Annotated in this window: 24 protein-coding genes; 9 read left to right on the top strand and 15 right to left on the bottom strand. The window is 39.4% G+C overall.

Annotated elements, in window-relative coordinates; all coding sequences use genetic code 11:
• Window positions 1–22: 22 nt before the first annotated feature.
• The 12 genes from JJN14_RS09245 to JJN14_RS09300 all read right to left on the bottom strand — a co-directional run bounded on the left by JJN14_RS09245 (window position 23) and on the right by JJN14_RS09300 (window position 5,837).
• Entirely contained in the window at window positions 23–262 is a 240-nt protein-coding gene (locus JJN14_RS09245) for a hypothetical protein (RefSeq protein ID WP_201058496.1), read from the bottom strand.
• Window positions 262–861, bottom strand: coding sequence for a hypothetical protein (locus JJN14_RS09250; protein ID WP_236253692.1), 600 nt, complete (start codon window positions 859–861; stop codon window positions 262–264). The genes JJN14_RS09245 and JJN14_RS09250 overlap by 1 nt, the downstream gene beginning before the upstream one ends.
• Before the next feature lie 83 nt (window positions 862–944).
• Entirely contained in the window at window positions 945–1,103 is a 159-nt protein-coding gene (locus tag JJN14_RS10325; RefSeq protein ID WP_080710203.1) for a DUF2292 domain-containing protein, read from the bottom strand.
• Window positions 1,104–1,118: 15 nt separating this feature from the next.
• Window positions 1,119–1,292 (bottom strand): hypothetical protein, encoded by a 174-nt coding sequence (locus JJN14_RS09260; RefSeq protein WP_201058498.1) that lies wholly within the window; start codon window positions 1,290–1,292, stop codon window positions 1,119–1,121.
• Window positions 1,289–1,795 (bottom strand): hypothetical protein, encoded by a 507-nt coding sequence (locus JJN14_RS09265; RefSeq protein WP_173219225.1) that lies wholly within the window; start codon window positions 1,793–1,795, stop codon window positions 1,289–1,291. The genes JJN14_RS09260 and JJN14_RS09265 overlap by 4 nt, the downstream gene beginning before the upstream one ends.
• Window positions 1,796–2,245: 450 nt before the next feature.
• Window positions 2,246–3,475, bottom strand: coding sequence for an AAA family ATPase (locus JJN14_RS09270; protein WP_201058499.1), 1,230 nt, complete (start codon window positions 3,473–3,475; stop codon window positions 2,246–2,248).
• A 151-nt stretch (window positions 3,476–3,626) separates the two neighbouring features.
• Window positions 3,627–3,902: a hypothetical protein gene (locus tag JJN14_RS09275; RefSeq protein ID WP_004254862.1), complete on the bottom strand. Its 276-nt coding sequence runs from the start codon at window positions 3,900–3,902 to the stop codon at window positions 3,627–3,629.
• Window positions 3,895–4,236: a hypothetical protein gene (locus JJN14_RS09280; RefSeq protein ID WP_000058837.1), complete on the bottom strand. Its 342-nt coding sequence runs from the start codon at window positions 4,234–4,236 to the stop codon at window positions 3,895–3,897. Before JJN14_RS09280 ends, JJN14_RS09275 begins: the two co-directional genes overlap by 8 nt.
• Window positions 4,233–4,460, bottom strand: coding sequence for a hypothetical protein (locus JJN14_RS09285; RefSeq protein ID WP_201058500.1), 228 nt, complete (start codon window positions 4,458–4,460; stop codon window positions 4,233–4,235). Before JJN14_RS09285 ends, JJN14_RS09280 begins: the two co-directional genes overlap by 4 nt.
• Window position 4,461: 1 nt before the next feature.
• Window positions 4,462–4,662, bottom strand: a complete 201-nt coding sequence (locus JJN14_RS09290) for a hypothetical protein (RefSeq protein WP_057487035.1) — start codon at window positions 4,660–4,662, stop codon at window positions 4,462–4,464.
• Window positions 4,659–5,090 carry a hypothetical protein gene (locus JJN14_RS09295; protein ID WP_201058501.1) on the bottom strand — a complete coding sequence of 144 codons (432 nt, stop codon included), beginning with the start codon at window positions 5,088–5,090 and terminating at the stop codon, window positions 4,659–4,661. The genes JJN14_RS09290 and JJN14_RS09295 overlap by 4 nt, the downstream gene beginning before the upstream one ends.
• A gap of 549 nt (window positions 5,091–5,639) precedes the next feature.
• Window positions 5,640–5,837 (bottom strand): helix-turn-helix domain-containing protein, encoded by a 198-nt coding sequence (locus JJN14_RS09300; protein ID WP_201058502.1) that lies wholly within the window; start codon window positions 5,835–5,837, stop codon window positions 5,640–5,642.
• 216 nt (window positions 5,838–6,053) lie between these two features.
• Here JJN14_RS09300 and JJN14_RS09305 point away from each other — a divergent pair, with 216 nt between their 5' ends.
• The 7 genes from JJN14_RS09305 to JJN14_RS09335 all read left to right on the top strand — a co-directional run bounded on the left by JJN14_RS09305 (window position 6,054) and on the right by JJN14_RS09335 (window position 12,615).
• Entirely contained in the window at window positions 6,054–6,536 is a 483-nt protein-coding gene (locus JJN14_RS09305; RefSeq protein ID WP_201058503.1) for a helix-turn-helix domain-containing protein, read from the top strand.
• Between the two features lie 153 nt (window positions 6,537–6,689).
• Window positions 6,690–7,856: a tyrosine-type recombinase/integrase gene (locus JJN14_RS09310; protein WP_201058504.1), complete on the top strand. Its 1,167-nt coding sequence runs from the start codon at window positions 6,690–6,692 to the stop codon at window positions 7,854–7,856.
• 160 nt (window positions 7,857–8,016) lie between these two features.
• Window positions 8,017–8,961 (top strand): magnesium transporter CorA family protein, encoded by a 945-nt coding sequence (locus JJN14_RS09315; protein ID WP_000815623.1) that lies wholly within the window; start codon window positions 8,017–8,019, stop codon window positions 8,959–8,961.
• A gap of 11 nt (window positions 8,962–8,972) precedes the next feature.
• Complete coding sequence (locus JJN14_RS09320; protein WP_000078014.1) at window positions 8,973–9,650, top strand: DUF1129 domain-containing protein; 678 nt, start codon at window positions 8,973–8,975, stop codon at window positions 9,648–9,650.
• A 138-nt stretch (window positions 9,651–9,788) separates the two neighbouring features.
• Entirely contained in the window at window positions 9,789–11,045 is a 1,257-nt protein-coding gene (locus JJN14_RS09325) for an ISL3 family transposase (RefSeq protein WP_201058285.1), read from the top strand.
• A gap of 166 nt (window positions 11,046–11,211) precedes the next feature.
• A complete protein-coding gene (locus tag JJN14_RS09330) occupies window positions 11,212–12,246 on the top strand; it encodes a S66 family peptidase (protein WP_201058505.1) in 1,035 nt (344 codons plus the stop codon).
• A 105-nt stretch (window positions 12,247–12,351) separates the two neighbouring features.
• A complete protein-coding gene (locus JJN14_RS09335; RefSeq protein WP_000166114.1) occupies window positions 12,352–12,615 on the top strand; it encodes a SemiSWEET family transporter in 264 nt (87 codons plus the stop codon).
• 84 nt (window positions 12,616–12,699) lie between these two features.
• On the opposite strand, the gene JJN14_RS09340 is transcribed toward JJN14_RS09335, so the two are convergent.
• The 3 genes from JJN14_RS09340 to mutL all read right to left on the bottom strand — a co-directional run bounded on the left by JJN14_RS09340 (window position 12,700) and on the right by mutL (window position 15,944).
• Window positions 12,700–13,263, bottom strand: coding sequence for a DNA-3-methyladenine glycosylase I (locus JJN14_RS09340; RefSeq protein ID WP_201058506.1), 564 nt, complete (start codon window positions 13,261–13,263; stop codon window positions 12,700–12,702).
• A gap of 9 nt (window positions 13,264–13,272) precedes the next feature.
• Window positions 13,273–13,866 carry a Holliday junction branch migration protein RuvA gene (gene ruvA / locus JJN14_RS09345; protein ID WP_084862868.1) on the bottom strand — a complete coding sequence of 198 codons (594 nt, stop codon included), beginning with the start codon at window positions 13,864–13,866 and terminating at the stop codon, window positions 13,273–13,275.
• A gap of 128 nt (window positions 13,867–13,994) precedes the next feature.
• Window positions 13,995–15,944: a DNA mismatch repair endonuclease MutL gene (gene mutL, locus JJN14_RS09350; RefSeq protein WP_201058507.1), complete on the bottom strand. Its 1,950-nt coding sequence runs from the start codon at window positions 15,942–15,944 to the stop codon at window positions 13,995–13,997.
• A 204-nt stretch (window positions 15,945–16,148) separates the two neighbouring features.
• Between mutL and JJN14_RS09355 the strand changes: the two genes are divergently transcribed.
• Window positions 16,149–16,589, top strand: coding sequence for a LytTR family DNA-binding domain-containing protein (locus JJN14_RS09355; RefSeq protein WP_201058508.1), 441 nt, complete (start codon window positions 16,149–16,151; stop codon window positions 16,587–16,589).
• Window positions 16,586–17,044 (top strand): DUF3021 domain-containing protein, encoded by a 459-nt coding sequence (locus JJN14_RS09360; RefSeq protein ID WP_201058509.1) that lies wholly within the window; start codon window positions 16,586–16,588, stop codon window positions 17,042–17,044. Before JJN14_RS09355 ends, JJN14_RS09360 begins: the two co-directional genes overlap by 4 nt.
• The last annotated feature ends 9 nt before the right edge of the window (window positions 17,045–17,053 follow it).

Genomic DNA, 17,053 nt, shown 5'->3' on the forward strand with positions numbered 1-17,053 from the left:
AAGGGGATTGCTCCCCTCCACATCACAAACCTAATAAACCACGTTTTTCTTTGCCCAGCAGCTTATCATATAGGGCTTTATCCTTCTCATATAGTTCACGTCTGCGCTCGTAGCCCATAGCTTTAAACTCTTCAAGGGTTACAGCTTCCTCTTCATAAGATTTTGAAATACTTTCTACGTTCTTGGCAAGCCCCTGCAGTAAGTCAGCTTGTCTCTTCTCTTCTTCGATTTCTTGAAATAGTTGTTTATATTCATCTTTCATTATTGTTCTCCTTCGAATAAATTGATGCGATTCACAAAATACGCTAAATCATCTTTTGGATCTAAATAGCGGTATTGACTTCCCATATAACCAGCTACACCACTGTAAATGTAAGGCTTACTTACTCCGCTATATTCTGGAGATGTATTCAGGCGGTCAAATAACTCTTCGATACCTGTTTCTCTTACCTCATCCGCCAATCTCTTAGCAGTATTTTTGTAGTTTTCGTTATAATTCGCAATCAACTCCAGAAGCTCAATAGATTTCTGTTTGATTTCTTGACGTTGGCGTTTCACTGTTTCATCTTGCTCTAATGCTGTTTCTAAATAACCTAACGCATTGATTTTTCTAGCGTCTGCTACGATTGAGTTAATCCGTTCTTTTTCGAGTTTTGTTCTTTGCTCTTTCATATCGGCAATATATTTCTCTTTAGAATTGACTGCCTTAAAATCTTCAAAAGTTTGTAACTCAGCTTTCTTAGATTTAATAGCCTCAACTTCTTTTTCGGTTTTCTTGATTTCCTCATCAAAGCGATCAAAAATCTCTAATTGAGTCCGTACTTTGTCCATCTGGTTTTTGACTTCTTGCAATGTTGGCATTTCTTTTTCCTCCAATCTTTCCAAAAACAAAAGAGGCATAGCCAAAATAGATTACTCTACTTTATGCTATACCTCTGATTTTTTCAGTCAGTATTCTTTTTAAATATTGTTGTTTTAGATTCCACGCTGGAGACAATCTCGCCGTCTTGTATTTTAAGCGTGATACTCCCAAACCTTGGAACCTCTAACAGTTTTATTATACCATAACTTTTGAAATAAATAAAGCCTTCTTGTATTTCCATGTTTAGCCTCTCATGCTATTTGTATAGAACCATCATACTGGTTAGTGTATCCATATCCTCACTATTCCCCACTGTTGCCTCTGTATATTTCACGTCAATAACTTCAACGCCTGCCATAAAACCATTTACCTGGCTTTCAAAATCCTCTAGGCTTTGCTTGTATTTCTGATAAAATAGTTTAATTTTCATGTTGTTTTTCCTCCTTTTTTTATACTCCGATAGTCAATCCCCACAAGTTTTTTACGTTCATCGTGGATAATATATCCCTGTTGTATGGCTATAATTACAAAATGTTTTAGTAGTTGGTCTTCATGCTTCAAAGTCTGAATAAGCTCACTGTTTTTAAAAGTTTCCCAGTCAGAAATATAAGAAGCAGATTCTCCATCTTGTGGTGAAAGAAGATCCAACTTTCTTTCCTCCATCTTCTCGTATATCCTTTTTGTGCTATGCCTTAATCGTGGAGTTTTAGACAGCAATTCCCTAGATGGATTTCCAAAGTTCATACCTTGCCATGTACAGGTTAGCTTATCGAACACTAGATATTTTCTTGCTTTATCAAAAATATACCTCATCGGTTCGTTATCACCAGTCCACTTAATAACTTCTCCAATATTTTCCATGTAGGGCATTGTCTTGAATGCTAAAAAGTGCTTATCCTGGATAACTCGTTTTTTTAATCTCTTCTTTACCACTAGTTACCTACTCCATTTCTTTACAAGTTACACCCGCGCACCGTGGAAGTGTTGAAGGACAGGGTTACAGGGGGCGTAGCTCAATCGCCCCTGTTCCTGTACCTGTTCTTACTTCCACAATTCACGGACACTTGGACAAACTAGAATTGACGCTAGGCTATTCTAGTCGTGTCCCTGATTTTGTCCCTGTTTACATTGTAAAATTTTACAACGCTTTACAAGTCTTTGCATATTCCAACAAACCCCATAAAACCAATGATTTAAAGGTATTATTTATTAGTTTACAAATGTAAAAAAACGCTATTTTACATCTTTTACACCGAGTTGTAAAGAGTTGTAAATTTTACGTTTGTAAAGGTGTAAAATCTTGTAAAATTTTTACACTTTTTTTACAACTTTTTACAAGTCTTTACATTGTAAAATTTACAAGTCTTTACACATTTTGAATTGTTAATAAGTTGGGTTTTCTTGTATCAATCCATCTATAACCACCACATTATTATCAGATTCCTCAATTAGTTTATCTAAGCTAGGTCTACTAATTTTTGCGAAACGTGAAAGCTCTGATTTTCTTGGTAATCTATTATTTACCTGTTCAAAGTCTGCTATCATAGATTTTAATTTATTCGTCGCTCTTTCTCTAATTTCTTCATTAGCCCACACCTTTTCTTTAATATCCTTTGGTAATGGTATTCCTGGTTCGTGGTAAGCTAATATTTTCTCCTTATCGTTTATCAACTGTGGATAGTAGAAAAGAAAATTTTTCTCCCCGTCATAATCAACTTCCGAGGTGACCGCTTCAAGTCTCCAATAAGTTCGTGTTTTTAATGGCAAATCTATGTTATCAAAATTTTGTAGAATTTCTCGCGTTTGTTCAGTAGGTAAATGTTCCAGCGCTACCTCTATATGGTTTCGTAAATCCTCGCTTGTTGCTCTCTTGTTTTTGAAATTGATATAGTCATTTGTTACATTTAGCTGAAAATATCTTTTATTGTGCGTAGTCATTACATTCTTGGCCAAATCCCAGACAGCTTCTAATCTCTCTAGGCGTAACAATTCGGGATCTAATTCCATCTTGAAAAATTCTAACAAGCTATCGCAATGAGCTAGAGACTCTGACCACTGCGCAAAGTCTGAACTTTCCGTAGTCCCTTTCGGTCTATCTCTATGACTTTGTGTATAGATCAGGCCACCGCCTACGTGTTGGTTAATCTGTTGTAAATAATCCCCTAAGGAGCCCCCAAACTGTGGTAATTTTAAATTATCAATACTATCAATAATAACCACTTGAAAAACATTGTTTGGTACTTTATCTTTTACAACCTTGGCCAAATCTTCTAAGGCCGTTGACTTTGGAAGAGTTAAGATAGAAATATTGTCAAGATCTTTTTGCTCAACTTCTAAAAGTTGGGCAATCTGCATGAACTTACTAAAACAGTCGTTTTCTTTATGATTCGTATTGATATACAAAACGTTGAAAGCTCTTTTGCTCTTCCACTCTAACCAATTACTCCCCTGAGCTAAAGATAGGGCTAGAGAAATAACTACACTAGTCTTTAAGGATCTTCTTGGTGCCGTTATGCCCAATACTTGCCCGCGTCTCAACAATCCTGTCAAAATGCTAGCAGATGGCCCTATTGTCTCAGCAGGAACTTGTCCAAGTTTTTTTATTTCTGTCATTAGTTATCCTTTCTGGCTTTTCAATCGTTTCTTTTTCAGTTTCTTTAATTGTTGTAACTCTTTACGTTGCTCAAGAGTTAGTTGTCTATTTTTCCAAGTGTAGCCGTTGGTAGTCCGAACGGATCTTCTCTGTCCTGGGAATCTTTCAAAGCTAGCCATTCTCCACCCCCATAAACTTCATCAAGTCAGAAATTCTATAATAGATTTTCCTAGTATCTTCTAGGGGCGGCTGATACCGTCTTAGCCCTGCTTTTTCCCATTTTTGGAGTGTCATATATTTTATATCTAACTCATCCATGACTTCCTGGGCTGAGATTAACCCTGTCAGTCGTGGTTTGAGTCTATCACGCGCTTCCAGGTATCTTTCCACTACCTCCAGAATGCCATGCGCTAGGTCTTGCTCACTTTCTCGGCTTAGGCTAAACATATCCGCCCACCTCCTTCAAGGTTTCTTTGTAGCTCTCTAAATCAGCATTTAAAAGGACAGTTAGGCGTTTCTGTTCTTCCTGTACTTGGTTATAGAATGCTTTTGCTCCGTCCAGTAACTCCTCTTTGTTAGCAGGGATAAAATATCCTCTAAATGTTCCGTGTCGAACCCCAACAATAGGAACGCTATGGCGCGTGATTAGTCGGCTGATAATATCTTGCACGGTTCTTTCTGTTAGCTTGGTTGTCAGGCTGATTTCTGCCCCTGTTATAGAGTTCTCAGCCCCTACCTTGATTAGTCTTAATACTCGTTTGTCATTCTCTGATAGACTCATTCAGTGCCTCCGTAAACTCTTACCCCTGCAAGCTGGATATATCGCCCATAATCAGGGTTTAAATCCTCGCTAGGTGTTTCTATAGGTGTTTCTATCGTCTGTTGGCTTTCTCGCTCAAATTGGGCGCTTTTTTTGCGGTCTCGGTGGTTTATATAAAGCAGTAAGCCAATCAATACCACCATAAAGATTACCGCCTGTGTATTGGTTAAATCTAATTCATTCATGTCATGCCCTCGCTTTGTAATTCTTGATATAGTCCACTTGATCAGTTCGCTCCATCTTCAGGAACTCGTCCACCTCTTCGGTGCTTACCTTTCTATCTACAAAATCAGCAATAAACTGGAAGAGGTTCGGATTCCTCTCCTTGATTTCAGCCATTTGTTCATCAAATTCTGCTTGTGTCATGTTGTCTAGGTCCAGTGTCATTTTAATAGCCCTCTTTTATCTAAATCATCAATTACTAAATCCCGTAAATATGTCCATGTTGAAGCGGTCTTGTGAATGATACCATTGCTTAATTTATTCTCTTTTACAACTTGGTCTAATAGATTGAATAGCAACCAGTCAGGGGCTTTACCGTGTCTGGTTACACATTCATCGTCATATTTTTTTAATTCTCCAAGTAAGTTCTCAACATTCGCATTGAAAAACTCTTTATGGCTCGCTTCTTGCTTCTTGTACGCTTCAGATAATTTATAAAACCTTACCCATAGCTGACTGATTACTGAATTACAATCTTCAGCAATTTCCGTTGCTCCAATATGATTCTTAGACTTATGCCACTCTGATAAAATTTCCAGCTTTTCCTCAATGAGTTGCAACTCATTTCCAAAATCTTTTAAAAATGTATCCATGTTTTTTACCTCTATTTCTTTGTTGTGTAATTGCCCTGATGGCTTTTTAATTGTCGTTTACTATACATGATTTCCTCACACTCTCCTCGACCAAAATTTGAGCGTGGGGATTTTTAATGGTTGTTTCTTATACATTGTTTCTTGCTCGTAGCCTCACGCTCTCGGTCGCCAAATTAAAAGCGTGAGAAAGTACCAGTTTAAAGAGTTAGCGCTCTCCGTATGGTCAAATTGCCCCAGATATGCTATAATCTAGGTATAAATCTTTACTAAAACCCTTTTAATAATAGCTTGCCTGCTTTGTTAAATTCGTTTTAGTGTTAGTGTGAAAGGCTTTGCGGTGTGGTTATTGCTAAGCCTTTTTTTGTTGTTCTCACGCGCTTCTATGGCTATGGCGTGTTTTTTTATTTCTGAATACTGTGAACTTAATTTCCTGATAGCTCCTTTCTATTCTGGCCGGAAATTTCTTCCGAGTAGTTCAATCCCCAGTGGTAAAGCACCACTTAAGAAATCTGTAAATGTAGTGTAGTATTGCGATAGGTTCGCTCCTTTCTATTCTTTCGTATCTAGAAATTCATCCAGCGTAACGCCCAAGTAACTAGATACTTTTTTTAACGTATCAAGACTTGGATTCTTTGCACGTTCATAGTACAAAGCAGTCAATGTGCTTTTTGAAATTCCCGTAGCCTCTGCAACATCAGCAGTTTTTTTACGTTGCTTTGCTAAAATAACACGCATATTATTTTTCAAATGTCTTACCTCCTTCTATTATCTTTAAAAGCTATCTCCAGCAGAATAGATTGAAAAGTGTTGTGCTGGAGATTTTAACAGACATTTTTTGTCTGATTTATTTTGATTATACAGACATTTTTTGTCTTTGTCAAGGATATTTTTTATTTAATTGGACTTTTTTTGTCCGTTTTGAGAAAAAGAATGATATAATACGTTTGAAAGGTGTTGATATAAATGAATAGATTGAAAAAGCTACGTAAAGAAAAAAAGCTATCTCAAAAGGAAATAGCAAAAGAAATGAGTATATCAGAAAAGACTCTATCACGATGGGAAAACGGAGAAAGCCAAATCAAACCAGAAAAATCCCAGCAACTAGCTGACTTCTTCGGGGTAAGCGTTGGATATCTGCTGGGGTATAGTGATTTTAGAGATACTCAAGAACTAGTAAAAAAAACTCATGAAAATTACCCAGTTGATAAAGCTTGGAAGGTTAGCAGTGTAGTTTCACAGTTTGGAGAATTACCATTAGAGAAAATCAAAACAACATATGGTGAAGCCTTATCTAGTAGTTTAATGGAGTTCTTGGGTTTACTTAGTTTTAATTATAAAGAAATGGAAACAATATATAAGTTCTTAGCTTTAGAAGATGACCAAAAAGAAGTTATTCATGATCTAACTGTTAAATTATTTAACTTAGATAATTTGAAAAAGAAATAATTAAGCTCGTAACAATACTTTAGTCTTTGCTTATATAAATTATAACCTTACACAAAACAATCGAATACAGGGCAATCTGTGAAGCCCTAGCATGATATAAAACCCTTTTAATAATAGCTTGCCTGCTGATGTATTTTAGAAAGGTTTATCATCATGAAAATAACTGAAGTTATAAAAAAAGACGGTAGTAAAGTCTATCGTGCTAATGTATATCTAGGAATTGACCAAGTAACAGGAAAGAAAGTTAAAACTAAGGTAACAGGGCGGACACAAAAGGAAGTTAAGCAGAAAGCTACTCAAGAAAAAATTGCTTTTCAAAAAGCAGGATCCACTAGACAAAAGGCTAGCACCATAAAAAACTATCAAGAATTAGCCAATCTCTGGTTAGAAAGTTATAAGAATACGGTTAAGCCAAACACTCAAGGCAATGTTAGAAAGCTAATTGATAATCATATATTGCCTATTTTTGGGGCTTACAAGCTCGATAAGCTCACTACTCCACTTATCCAGTCAATTATCAACGAACTTGCTGACAAGACTAATAGAGGGGAAAAAGGGGCTTTTCTACATTATGACAAGATACACGCTTTAAACAAACGTATCTTACAGTATGGCGTAACCATGCAAGCTATACCGTCCAATCCTGCGCGTGATGTTGTTTTACCTCGTAACACTCAGAAAGCGAAGCGCCAAAAGGTAAAACACTTTGAAAATCAAGAACTAAAAAAGTTTCTTGGTTATCTCGATAATTTAGATAGCGATAGATATCGTTACTACTATGAGACAACACTCTATAAGTTCCTATTGGCTACTGGTTGCCGTATCAATGAAGCTTTAGCTCTTTCCTGGTCTGATATAGACTTAGATAATGCCGTTGTGCATATTACCAAAACACTAAATCGGGATTTAGAAATCAATAGCCCAAAATCTAAAGCTAGTTATCGGGATATAGATATAGATCAAGCGACTGTTAGCATGCTGAAGCAGTACAAACTACGCCAAACTAAAGAGGCTTGGAAGATAGGGCAACGTGAAAGTGTAGTATTTTCTGATTTCATTCATGAGTATCCTAGCAGTTCAAGACTTAAAAGAAGATTGCAAACACATTTTAAGCGTGCTGACGTTCCTAACATTGGCTTTCACGGATTCCGTCACACTCACGCTAGTCTCTTGCTTAACTCTGGAATACCATACAAGGAACTCCAGTACCGCCTAGGTCATTCCACTTTATCAATGACCATGGATATATATAGTCACCTCTCAAAAGAGAACGCAAAAAAAGCAGTATCATTCTACGAAACTGCACTAAAAGCACTATAGGGGGAGCAAAAAGGGGAGCAAATTCAAAAATCAACGTTTCAAGACAAAGTAAAAATCCAATAGCAACAGGATTTTTGTTAGATTTATTTTGAAAAAGGCCGATTTTGTAGTATAATAGTACGGTGTGAAAAAATCTGAAAAATGAGAAAGGATAAGGGATATGAAACAAGTTTTTCTCTCTACAACAACTGAATTTAAAGAGATCGATACGCTTGAACCGGGTACTTGGATCAATCTCGTCAATCCGACTCAAAATGAATCACTCGAAATCGCTAATGCCTTCGATATCGATATTGCTGACCTTCGAGCACCGCTCGATGCGGAAGAAATGTCTCGTATTACCATTGAAGACGAGTACACCCTGATTATCGTAGACGTGCCGGTCACAGAAGAAAGAAATAACCGCACCTACTACGTAACCATCCCGCTTGGTATTATCATCACCGAGGAAACCATTATCACTACGTGTTTGGAACCTCTACCAGTCCTCGATGTCTTTATCAACCGTCGATTGCGTAATTTTTATACTTTCATGCGTTCGCGTTTTATCTTCCAGATTCTCTATCGCAATGCAGAGCTTTACCTAACAGCCCTTCGTTCAATCGACCGTAAGAGTGAGCAAATCGAAAGTCAACTGCATCAATCAACTCGTAATGAAGAATTGATTGAGCTCATGGAATTGGAAAAAACCATCGTCTATTTCAAGGCCTCCCTCAAAACAAACGAGCGTGTGATTAAGAAATTGACCAGCTCAACCAGCAATATCAAAAAATACCTTGAGGACGAAGACCTGCTTGAAGATACCCTGATTGAAACCCAACAGGCCATCGAGATGGCAGACATTTACGGAAATGTCCTTCATTCCATGACAGAGACCTTTGCCTCTATCATTTCCAACAACCAGAACAACATTATGAAAACCTTGGCCCTTGTGACCATCGTCATGTCCATCCCAACCATGGTCTTCTCTGCCTACGGGATGAACTTTAAGGATAATGAAATCCCCCTAAACGGCGAGCCAAATGCCTTCTGGTTAATCGTCTTTATCGCCTTTGCTATGAGTGTCTCGCTCACTCTCTATCTCATCCATAAAAAATGGTTCTAAGAGGAGTTCCTATGTCTCAGATTGATCTACAAAAATTAACCAAGAAAAACCAAGAGTTTGTCCATATCGCTACCCAACAATTCATTAAAGATGGGAAAACAGATGCTGAAATTAAGGCTATTTTTGAGGAAGTTATTCCCCAAATCCTTGAAGAGCAAGCCAAGGGTACGACTGCTCGTTCCCTCTATGGCGCACCGACTCATTGGGCTCATAGTTTCACTGTCAAAGAGCAATATGAAAAAGAGCATCCAAAAGAAAATGATGATCCAAAACTCATGATTATGGACTCAGCCCTTTTCATCACTAGTCTCTTTGCCCTCGTCAGCGCCCTTACAACCTTCTTCTCAGCAGATCAGGCTATCGGTTACGGTTTGATTACCCTCCTATTGGTTGGACTGGTTGGTGGATTTGCCTTTTACTTGATGTACTACTTTGTTTACCAATACTATGGACCAGATATGGACCGCAGTCAACGTCCACCTTTCTGGAAATCTGTACTGGTTATCCTAGCTTCTATGTTCCTTTGGTTGCTTGTTTTCTTTGCAACAAGCTTCCTACCAGCTAGCCTTAACCCAGTACTTGCTCCATTGCCACTAGCTATTATCGGAGCAGTCCTCCTCGCCCTTCGCTTCTATCTCAAGAAACGCTTGAACATCCGCAGCGCAAGTGCAGGACCAACACGCTATTAAGAGAATGATAAAAGGGCTCTATAATATTTGTAGTGGGTAAATCCTCTATAGATATTATGGAGCCTATTTTTGTGTAGAAAAAAAGTCCCATATGACCTATAATGAAAAGCGACAAAACAACTCATTAGAAAGAATCATATGGAACAATTACATTTTATCACAAAACTGCTCGATATCAAAGACCCTAATATCCAATTTATGGATATCATCAATAGGGATACTCACAAAGAAATCATCGCTAAACTGGACTACGACTCTCCATCTTGTCCTGAGTGTGGAAGTCAAATGAAGAAATATGATTTTCAAAAACCGTCTAAGATTCCTTACCTCGAAACGACTGGTATGCCTACTAGAATCCTCCTTAGAAAACGCCGTTTTAAGTGCTATCAGTGCTCGAAAATAGCGGTCGCTGAGACTCCTCTAATAAAGAAAAATCATCAAATCCCTCGTATCATCAACCAAAAAATTGCTCAAAAGCTGATTGAAAAAACTTCTATGACCGATATTGCCCATCAGCTTTCCATTTCAACTTCAACTGTCATTCGAAAGCTCAATGATTTCAACTTTAAGCATGATTTTTCTCGTCTTCCTGAGATTATGTCTTGGGACGAGTATGCCTTCACTAAGGGAAAGATGAGTTTCATTGCGCAAGATTTTGATAATCTCAACATTATCACTGTTCTTGAAGGCAGAACACAAGCTATCATCCGAAATCACTTTCTGCGCTACGATAGAGCCGTTCGTTGTCAGGTGAAAATCATTACTATGGATATGTTTAGCCCCTACTACGATATTTCCAGAAAACTTTTTCCTAACGCTAAAATCGTTCTCGACCGCTTTCACATTGCCCAACATCTCAGCCGTGCTATGAGTCGTGTGCGTGTCCAAATTATGAATCAGTTTGAGCGAAAATCCCATGAATACAAGGCTATCAAGCGTTACTGGAAGCTCATTCAACAGGATAGTCGTAAATTGAGTGATAAACGTTTCTATCGCCCTACTTTTCGCATGCATCTAACCAACAAAGAGATTCTAGATAAGCTTTTGAGCTATTCAGAAGACTTGAAACACCACTACAATCTCTATCAGCTCTTACTTTTTCACTTCCAGAACAAGGAACCTGACAAATTCTTCGGACTTATTGAGGACAATCTAAAGCAGGTTCATCCTCTTTTTCACACTGTCTTTAAAACCTTCCTCAAGGACAAAGAAAAGATTGTCAATGCTCTTCAACTACCTTATTCTAATGCCAAATTAGAAGCGACTAATAATCTCATTAAACTTATCAAACGAAATGCATTTGGTTTTCGGAACTTTGAAAACTTCAAAAAACGGATTTTTATCGCTCTCAATATCAAAAAAGAAAGGACGAAATCCGTCCTTTCTAGATCTTAGCTTTTCTTCAACCCACTACAGTTGACAAAGAGCCGATAAAAGCAACTGCAGGTGCGGTTGCTTTTTACTACTTTCCTGATTTAAAAGTATTCCTCTGAAATCCCACATAGCTTTCTCTTATCTTTTGTGATAAAATAGGCTCAATCTATTTCTAGGAGGATGAGATATGGTTTCTACTATTGGTATTGTTAGTTTGTCTAGTGGCATTCTCGGAGAGAATTTTGTCAAACACGAAGTGGACTTGGGTGTCCAACGTCTCAAGGATCTGGGACTTAATCCTATCTTTTTGCCCCATTCGTTAAAAGGCTTAGACTTTATCAAGGACCATCCCGAAGCGCGTGCAGAGGATTTGATGCAGGCCTTTTCTGATGATAGCATCGAAATGATCCTATGTGCCATCGGTGGGGATGATACCTATCGTTTGTTGCCCTACCTTTTTGAAAATGACCAACTAGAAAAAGCTATCAAACAAAAGATTTTTCTTGGTTTCTCAGATACAACCATGAACCATCTCATGTTGCATAAACTAGGTGTTAAAACTTTTTATGGTCAATCCTTTTTAGCAGACATTTGTGAATTGGACAAGGAGATGTTGCCCTATAGCTTTCACTACTTTAAAGAATTGATTGAGACTGGAAGAATCTCAGAAATCCGCCCTAGTCACGTTTGGTATGAGGAACGAACCGACTTCAGTCCCAAGGCTCTAGGAACACCTCGTGTCAGTCATGAAAATACTGGTTTTGAGCTGTTGCAAGGAAATGCCCAGTTCGATGGAGAAATCCTCGGTGGTTGCCTCGAATCTCTCTACGATATCTTTGACAATTCTCGATACGCAGATAGCACGAACCTCTGCCATGAGTACAAACTTTTCCCTGACTTGTCAGACTGGGAAGGAAAAATCCTCTTGCTAGAAACAAGCGAAGAAAAGCCTGAGCCAGAAGATTTCAAAAAGATGTTGCAGACTTTAAAGGAAACTGGAATATTCGAGGTCATCAGCGGACTCTTGGTCGGGAAACCTATGGATGAAACTTTCTATGACGACTATAAAGAGGCACTATTGGATATCATTGACAGCAATATCCCGATTGTCTATAATCTGAATGTCGGCCACGCAACTCCAAGAGCCATTGTTCCCTTTGGCGTTCACGCCTCTGTAGATGCAAAGGAGCAAATCATTCGCTTTGACTATAACAAAAAATAAATAGTTTCTCTATTTTTGTGCTTTTGTATTGGTTTTCGTTACAATTTGTATCTGAATTTATTGCATTTCGCTAATTTCTATGGTATCCTTTTGAAGGAGGTGTATATGACAAAACAAAAAATTAATCGAATCGTAGGTTCTATTGGTGCCTTTATTGGAATTATAGTATTTATTGCCTACATACCTCAAATTATCGCTAATTTACAAGGAAATAAAGCTCAACCATTTCAACCTTTATCAGCTGCAATATCTTGCTTAATCTGGGTTATTTATGGATGGACAAAGGAACCTAAGAAGGATTGGATACTAATCATTCCAAATTCAGCTGGTGTTATTTTAGGTGGAATCACTTTTCTGACTTCACTCTAACAAATATACTAGTATATATAAAAAGCTGGGAAGAATTTCTCAGCTTTTTTCTATATTCTCAGATATGCTAGTTACCTGTACACACTAGTGACCGCTTTTCCACTCACAATCATTCTCATGGTCATCAACTAGCCCTGCTGCTTGTAGAAAAGACAAGACAGCGACTGGGCCTGTGAACTTGAAACCTCGTTTTTTGAGGTCTTTGGCTAATTTTTCAGACAAAGTTGTTTTAGCAGGGGCTTGGCGGTAATCGGGAACATCGTTCACGATAGTTTTCCCCTCAACAAAAGACCAAAGATAGGCATCAAAAGAGCCATATTCTTCCTGTAGTCGTAAAAATGCTTTGGCGTTAGCGCGTGTAGCAAAAATCTTGGCTCTATTCCGAATGATGGCTGAATTCTCCAGCAAGGCCTCCAACTCGGTGTCGGTCATGTCTACCACCGCTTGAATTTGATAGCCATGAAATGCTTCTCGGAAAGCTTGGCGTTTGTTGAGCACCGTTTCCCAAGACAGGCCTGCCTGATAGGTTTCCATGCACAATAACTCAAACAATGCTTGGTCATCATGGAGGGGCTGGCCCCACTCCTCATCATGATAGGCGATATAGAGAGGATTGGTCATCTTGACCCACGAACAACGTTTTGTCATGCTCTGCTCCTATTTGACTAACATTTTAAGGGCTGACTTGATATAGTTCTCAGCTGTATCTGTCGTTCCTTCAAAGAATTTCTTGATTTTCTTAAGCTCAGTTGCCTTGTAGCCCAGTGCCAACATGGCTTCCATAGCTTCTTCCAATTCTTGGTTTTCAGCGCTAGCTTGCACTGCCACCTTAGCAGGAAGGTCATCTCCAGCAACTACTACCTTGCCTTCCAAGTCCAGCACCATCTGCTGGGCTGTTTTCTTGCCAATTTTAGGGAACTTGGTCAAGTAGGTGATGTTCTTGGTTTCGATGGCTTGAACCAAACCAGCATTGTCATCGGCAGCGATAATAGCAAGAGCTGACACCGGACCAATCCCAGAGACCGAAATCAGACTGAGAAAGAGCTTCTTCTCATCTTCTGAGCGAAATCCATAAAGCAGCTGAGCATCCTCACGCACGACCTGATGCACATAAATCTGAGCTTCTTGGTTGACTTGTCCTGAGTAGGCATAGGGATTGGCCACATGCAGGATATAACCGATACCGTTGACTTCAAGAACAATGTATTTAGCAGTGATTTTAGTAATGATTCCTTTTAAATATTCGTACATAGTTTTCCTTTTGTGCTCAATGAAAATCAAAAGCAAACTAGAAAGCTAGCCGCAGGTTTCTCAAAGCACAGCTTTGATATTGCAGATAGAGCTGACCTAGTTTGAAGAGATTTTCAAAGCGTATTCGTTTAATATTTCCCCAACTCACGAAGACTGGTATGATTTTCCTGAATGCGTCGGAACATCTTTTCCATATCTGACTTGGTAAAATGCACCAAAACAGGACGTCCGTGAGGACAGTTATAGGGATTGTCACATTTAGAAAGTTGATAAAGAAGCTGTCTAGCCGAATGATCGTCAATACGATGGTTGGCCTTGATAGACCGTTTGCAGGACATCATAATAGCCAACTCTGCACGGTATTTCTTGATAGAAACCTCCTTGGTCAAGAGGAGCATGTCGCACATTTCATAGATGCCTGACTCGATTTCCTCCTCTGCCATCCAAATAGGATGTTCACGTAGGATGAATTGATTTTCCCCGTACTCTGCTAGAAAGACCCCAACTTCCTCTAAAAGAGGCATTCTTTCCTTGAGACGAAGGGCATCATCCGCTGGAAATTCAAAGATATAGGGCACTAGGAGTTGCTGCTGGCTCTGGTCAACATTGCCAATGCTTTCACGATATTCCTCATACTTGACCCGTTCCTGAGCTGCATGTTGGTCTATGATGTAGAGCCCATCTCGTCCTTGGGCAAAGAGATAAGTCCCGTGCATTTGCCCGAAAAATTCCAACTCTGGGAAACTTGAAGATTCTTCTCGCTCTAGCTTATCATAAGCCTTATCGAGGCTAGCTAGATCTAACTCTGGATGGTCTAATTGGTCATAGTTAGCAGGTTTTCTCTCTGCAAAATGCAATTTTGCTGGCTTAGTCAATTGGTCCAAGGTTTCTTTGGCAAACAGGGTTAAATCCTGTCCTTCATCAGTTAATTCAACCTGATAATCAGCCACCTCAGCTTGACTAGGTCTTGTCGGCTCACTTTTCTCATAGTAGAGGGTATTTTCTTTAAGCGGGAGAATGGTCTGCTCCACCTTCTCACGATTGCGCACAGTCGATTTGGCAAGATTTTCCAAGGCATCTGGAATCAAGGTTTGTTCCTTGAGACTATTTGCAATTGCTTCTGAAACCAGGGTCATCAGTTCTTTTTCCTTGGAAATCCGCACCTCTTGCTTGGTTGGATGCACATTGACATCCGCTAGATAAGGATCGATATGGATGTGAATGACAGCCAGCGGAAAACGGCCTACCATGAGCTTGCTTCCGTAACCATCCAAAATAGCACGATTGAGTAGGAAGTTCTTGATATAACGGCCATTGATGAAGAGACTGATATAATTACGATTGGCTCTAGTTAACTCAGGCAAGGATACAAAGCCAGAAATTTCGAAATCAAGGTCAGAATTCTCAATTTCAATCATCTTCTTGGCACTCACCAAACCGTAAATCCCTGCGATAGCTTGGCGCAATTGACCTGTTCCCGCTGTTCGTGTCATTTCCTTACCATCACTAATCAAACTAAAAGAAATCTCAGGATGGGCCAAACCCAGACGGTTGACAATATCAATGATATGAGACAACTCTGCTTGCTGGCTCTTCATATACTTGAGGCGGGCAGGCGTGTTGAAAAAAAGGTCCTCCACACAAACCTTGGTTCCCACAGGACTGGTCGCTGGGATGATTTCCTCTACTTCTCCCCCACGCGCGACCAGCTTGGTCCCGTGACTTGCGCCCTCAACTGCTGTCAAAAGAGTTAAAACGCTGACGGATGCGATAGAGGGCAGGGCTTCACCACGAAAACCCAAAGTACGAATCCGAAAAAGATCCGCTTGATTTTTTATCTTACTGGTCGCATGACGACGAAGGGCTAACTCCACCTCATCGTGGGCAATTCCATGACCATTATCTGTGATTTGAATCTTCTTGAGACCAGCTTCCTCAATCTCAATGATAATCTGACTAGAACCCGCGTCAATGGCATTTTCTACCAGCTCCTTAACAACGCTAGCTGGACGCTCGATAACCTCTCCAGCCGCAATCTGGTTTGCCAGCACCTCTGGTAATTCAATAATATGAGACATCTTTCAGCCCCTTTCTGTATCTGTTTTCCTAGAAATTGATAGTGCTATTATACCATATTTCAGACAGGACAGAAAAGCTCCACCATATAGAAGCCAAATCCTCCCACATAGACAAAGTCCCTTGCCATAGGCTATAAAATAGTGTTTAATAAAGATATACAGGAAGTGATCACAACCTTGTATAACTGAAAAGGAGAGAAATTTATGAAAGTAGAACTACAGATTAGCGAGTCTTACGAGGAGGAAAAACTGATTGTCCAAGCACCTCAAGAGACCGAAAAAGTCCAAAAAGTCATCGAGTTCGCAGAAAATCTGGATCAAAAAGAAAAAATCAAAGGGAAAATCGAAGATCAGGTCTATCTAGTTGAAATTGGCAAGATTCAGCGCTTCTATATAGAAAATCGAAAGGTTCTAGCAGAAACTGCATCTCAGACATACAGCGTTGATTTACGGCTCTATCAGGTTCTTGAACTCTTGCCAAGCAATTTTATCCAAATTTCCCAGTCAGAAATCATCAATATCGACTCCATCTCTCACCTCAAGCTCACCCCCAACGGTCTAGTTGAAATTTTCTTGAAGAATGAAAGCTTCACCTACTCTTCACGCCGTTACCTAAAAACCATCAAGGAGAAATTAGAACTATGAAAAAACAAATCTTTCACGACGCAGCTGCTGGTGTCCTCATCGGCCTCATCCTCTCTATCATCTTTTCACTCATTTATGCACCGAGTACTTATGCCCCACTTAGCCCTGAATCTCTAGTCGGACAAGTCATGCTTCAACATCAGGTTCACGGTGCCTTGGTCTTGCTCTACTGTACACTGATCTGGGCAGCCATTGGTATTCTATTCAACTTTGGCAAGCGATTATTCAGCCGTGACTGGAGCATGCTCCGTGCCACTCTGACTCATTTCTTCCTTATGCTGGCTGGCTTTGTCCCACTAGCAACTCTGGCTGGTTGGTTTCCCTTCCACTGGATCTTCTATCTCCAGCTCATTATCGAGTTTGCGATTGTCTATCTCATCATTTGGACCATTTCCTATAAAAGAGAAGCTAGAAAAGTAGACCACATCAATCAACTCTTGGAGCATAGAAAGTAATAGCAATAA

It is taken from the genome of Streptococcus mitis (assembly GCF_016658865.1).
In the GTDB taxonomy this organism is placed as follows: Bacteria; Bacillota; Bacilli; order Lactobacillales; family Streptococcaceae; genus Streptococcus; species Streptococcus mitis_BT.

Coding starts and splice junctions, on each gene's coding strand:
- JJN14_RS09290 (WP_057487035.1), bottom strand. CDS start 4,662: ATGACACTGGACCTAGACAACATGACACAAGCAGAATTTGATGAACAA.
- JJN14_RS09320 (WP_000078014.1), top strand. CDS start 8,973: ATGTCTCAGATTGATCTACAAAAATTAACCAAGAAAAACCAAGAGTTT.
- JJN14_RS09330 (WP_201058505.1), top strand. CDS start 11,212: ATGGTTTCTACTATTGGTATTGTTAGTTTGTCTAGTGGCATTCTCGGA.
- JJN14_RS09355 (WP_201058508.1), top strand. CDS start 16,149: ATGAAAGTAGAACTACAGATTAGCGAGTCTTACGAGGAGGAAAAACTG.
- JJN14_RS09325 (WP_201058285.1), top strand. CDS start 9,789: ATGGAACAATTACATTTTATCACAAAACTGCTCGATATCAAAGACCCT.
- JJN14_RS09305 (WP_201058503.1), top strand. CDS start 6,054: ATGAATAGATTGAAAAAGCTACGTAAAGAAAAAAAGCTATCTCAAAAG.
- JJN14_RS09295 (WP_201058501.1), bottom strand. CDS start 5,090: ATGGATACATTTTTAAAAGATTTTGGAAATGAGTTGCAACTCATTGAG.
- JJN14_RS10325 (WP_080710203.1), bottom strand. CDS start 1,103: ATGGAAATACAAGAAGGCTTTATTTATTTCAAAAGTTATGGTATAATA.
- JJN14_RS09310 (WP_201058504.1), top strand. CDS start 6,690: ATGAAAATAACTGAAGTTATAAAAAAAGACGGTAGTAAAGTCTATCGT.
- JJN14_RS09275 (WP_004254862.1), bottom strand. CDS start 3,902: ATGTTTAGCCTAAGCCGAGAAAGTGAGCAAGACCTAGCGCATGGCATT.
- ruvA (WP_084862868.1), bottom strand. CDS start 13,866: ATGTACGAATATTTAAAAGGAATCATTACTAAAATCACTGCTAAATAC.
- JJN14_RS09270 (WP_201058499.1), bottom strand. CDS start 3,475: ATGACAGAAATAAAAAAACTTGGACAAGTTCCTGCTGAGACAATAGGG.
- JJN14_RS09285 (WP_201058500.1), bottom strand. CDS start 4,460: ATGAATGAATTAGATTTAACCAATACACAGGCGGTAATCTTTATGGTG.
- JJN14_RS09335 (WP_000166114.1), top strand. CDS start 12,352: ATGACAAAACAAAAAATTAATCGAATCGTAGGTTCTATTGGTGCCTTT.
- JJN14_RS09360 (WP_201058509.1), top strand. CDS start 16,586: ATGAAAAAACAAATCTTTCACGACGCAGCTGCTGGTGTCCTCATCGGC.
- JJN14_RS09280 (WP_000058837.1), bottom strand. CDS start 4,236: ATGAGTCTATCAGAGAATGACAAACGAGTATTAAGACTAATCAAGGTA.
- mutL (WP_201058507.1), bottom strand. CDS start 15,944: ATGTCTCATATTATTGAATTACCAGAGGTGCTGGCAAACCAGATTGCG.
- JJN14_RS09340 (WP_201058506.1), bottom strand. CDS start 13,263: ATGACAAAACGTTGTTCGTGGGTCAAGATGACCAATCCTCTCTATATC.
- JJN14_RS09260 (WP_201058498.1), bottom strand. CDS start 1,292: ATGAAAATTAAACTATTTTATCAGAAATACAAGCAAAGCCTAGAGGAT.
- JJN14_RS09250 (WP_236253692.1), bottom strand. CDS start 861: ATGCCAACATTGCAAGAAGTCAAAAACCAGATGGACAAAGTACGGACT.
- JJN14_RS09315 (WP_000815623.1), top strand. CDS start 8,017: ATGAAACAAGTTTTTCTCTCTACAACAACTGAATTTAAAGAGATCGAT.
- JJN14_RS09245 (WP_201058496.1), bottom strand. CDS start 262: ATGAAAGATGAATATAAACAACTATTTCAAGAAATCGAAGAAGAGAAG.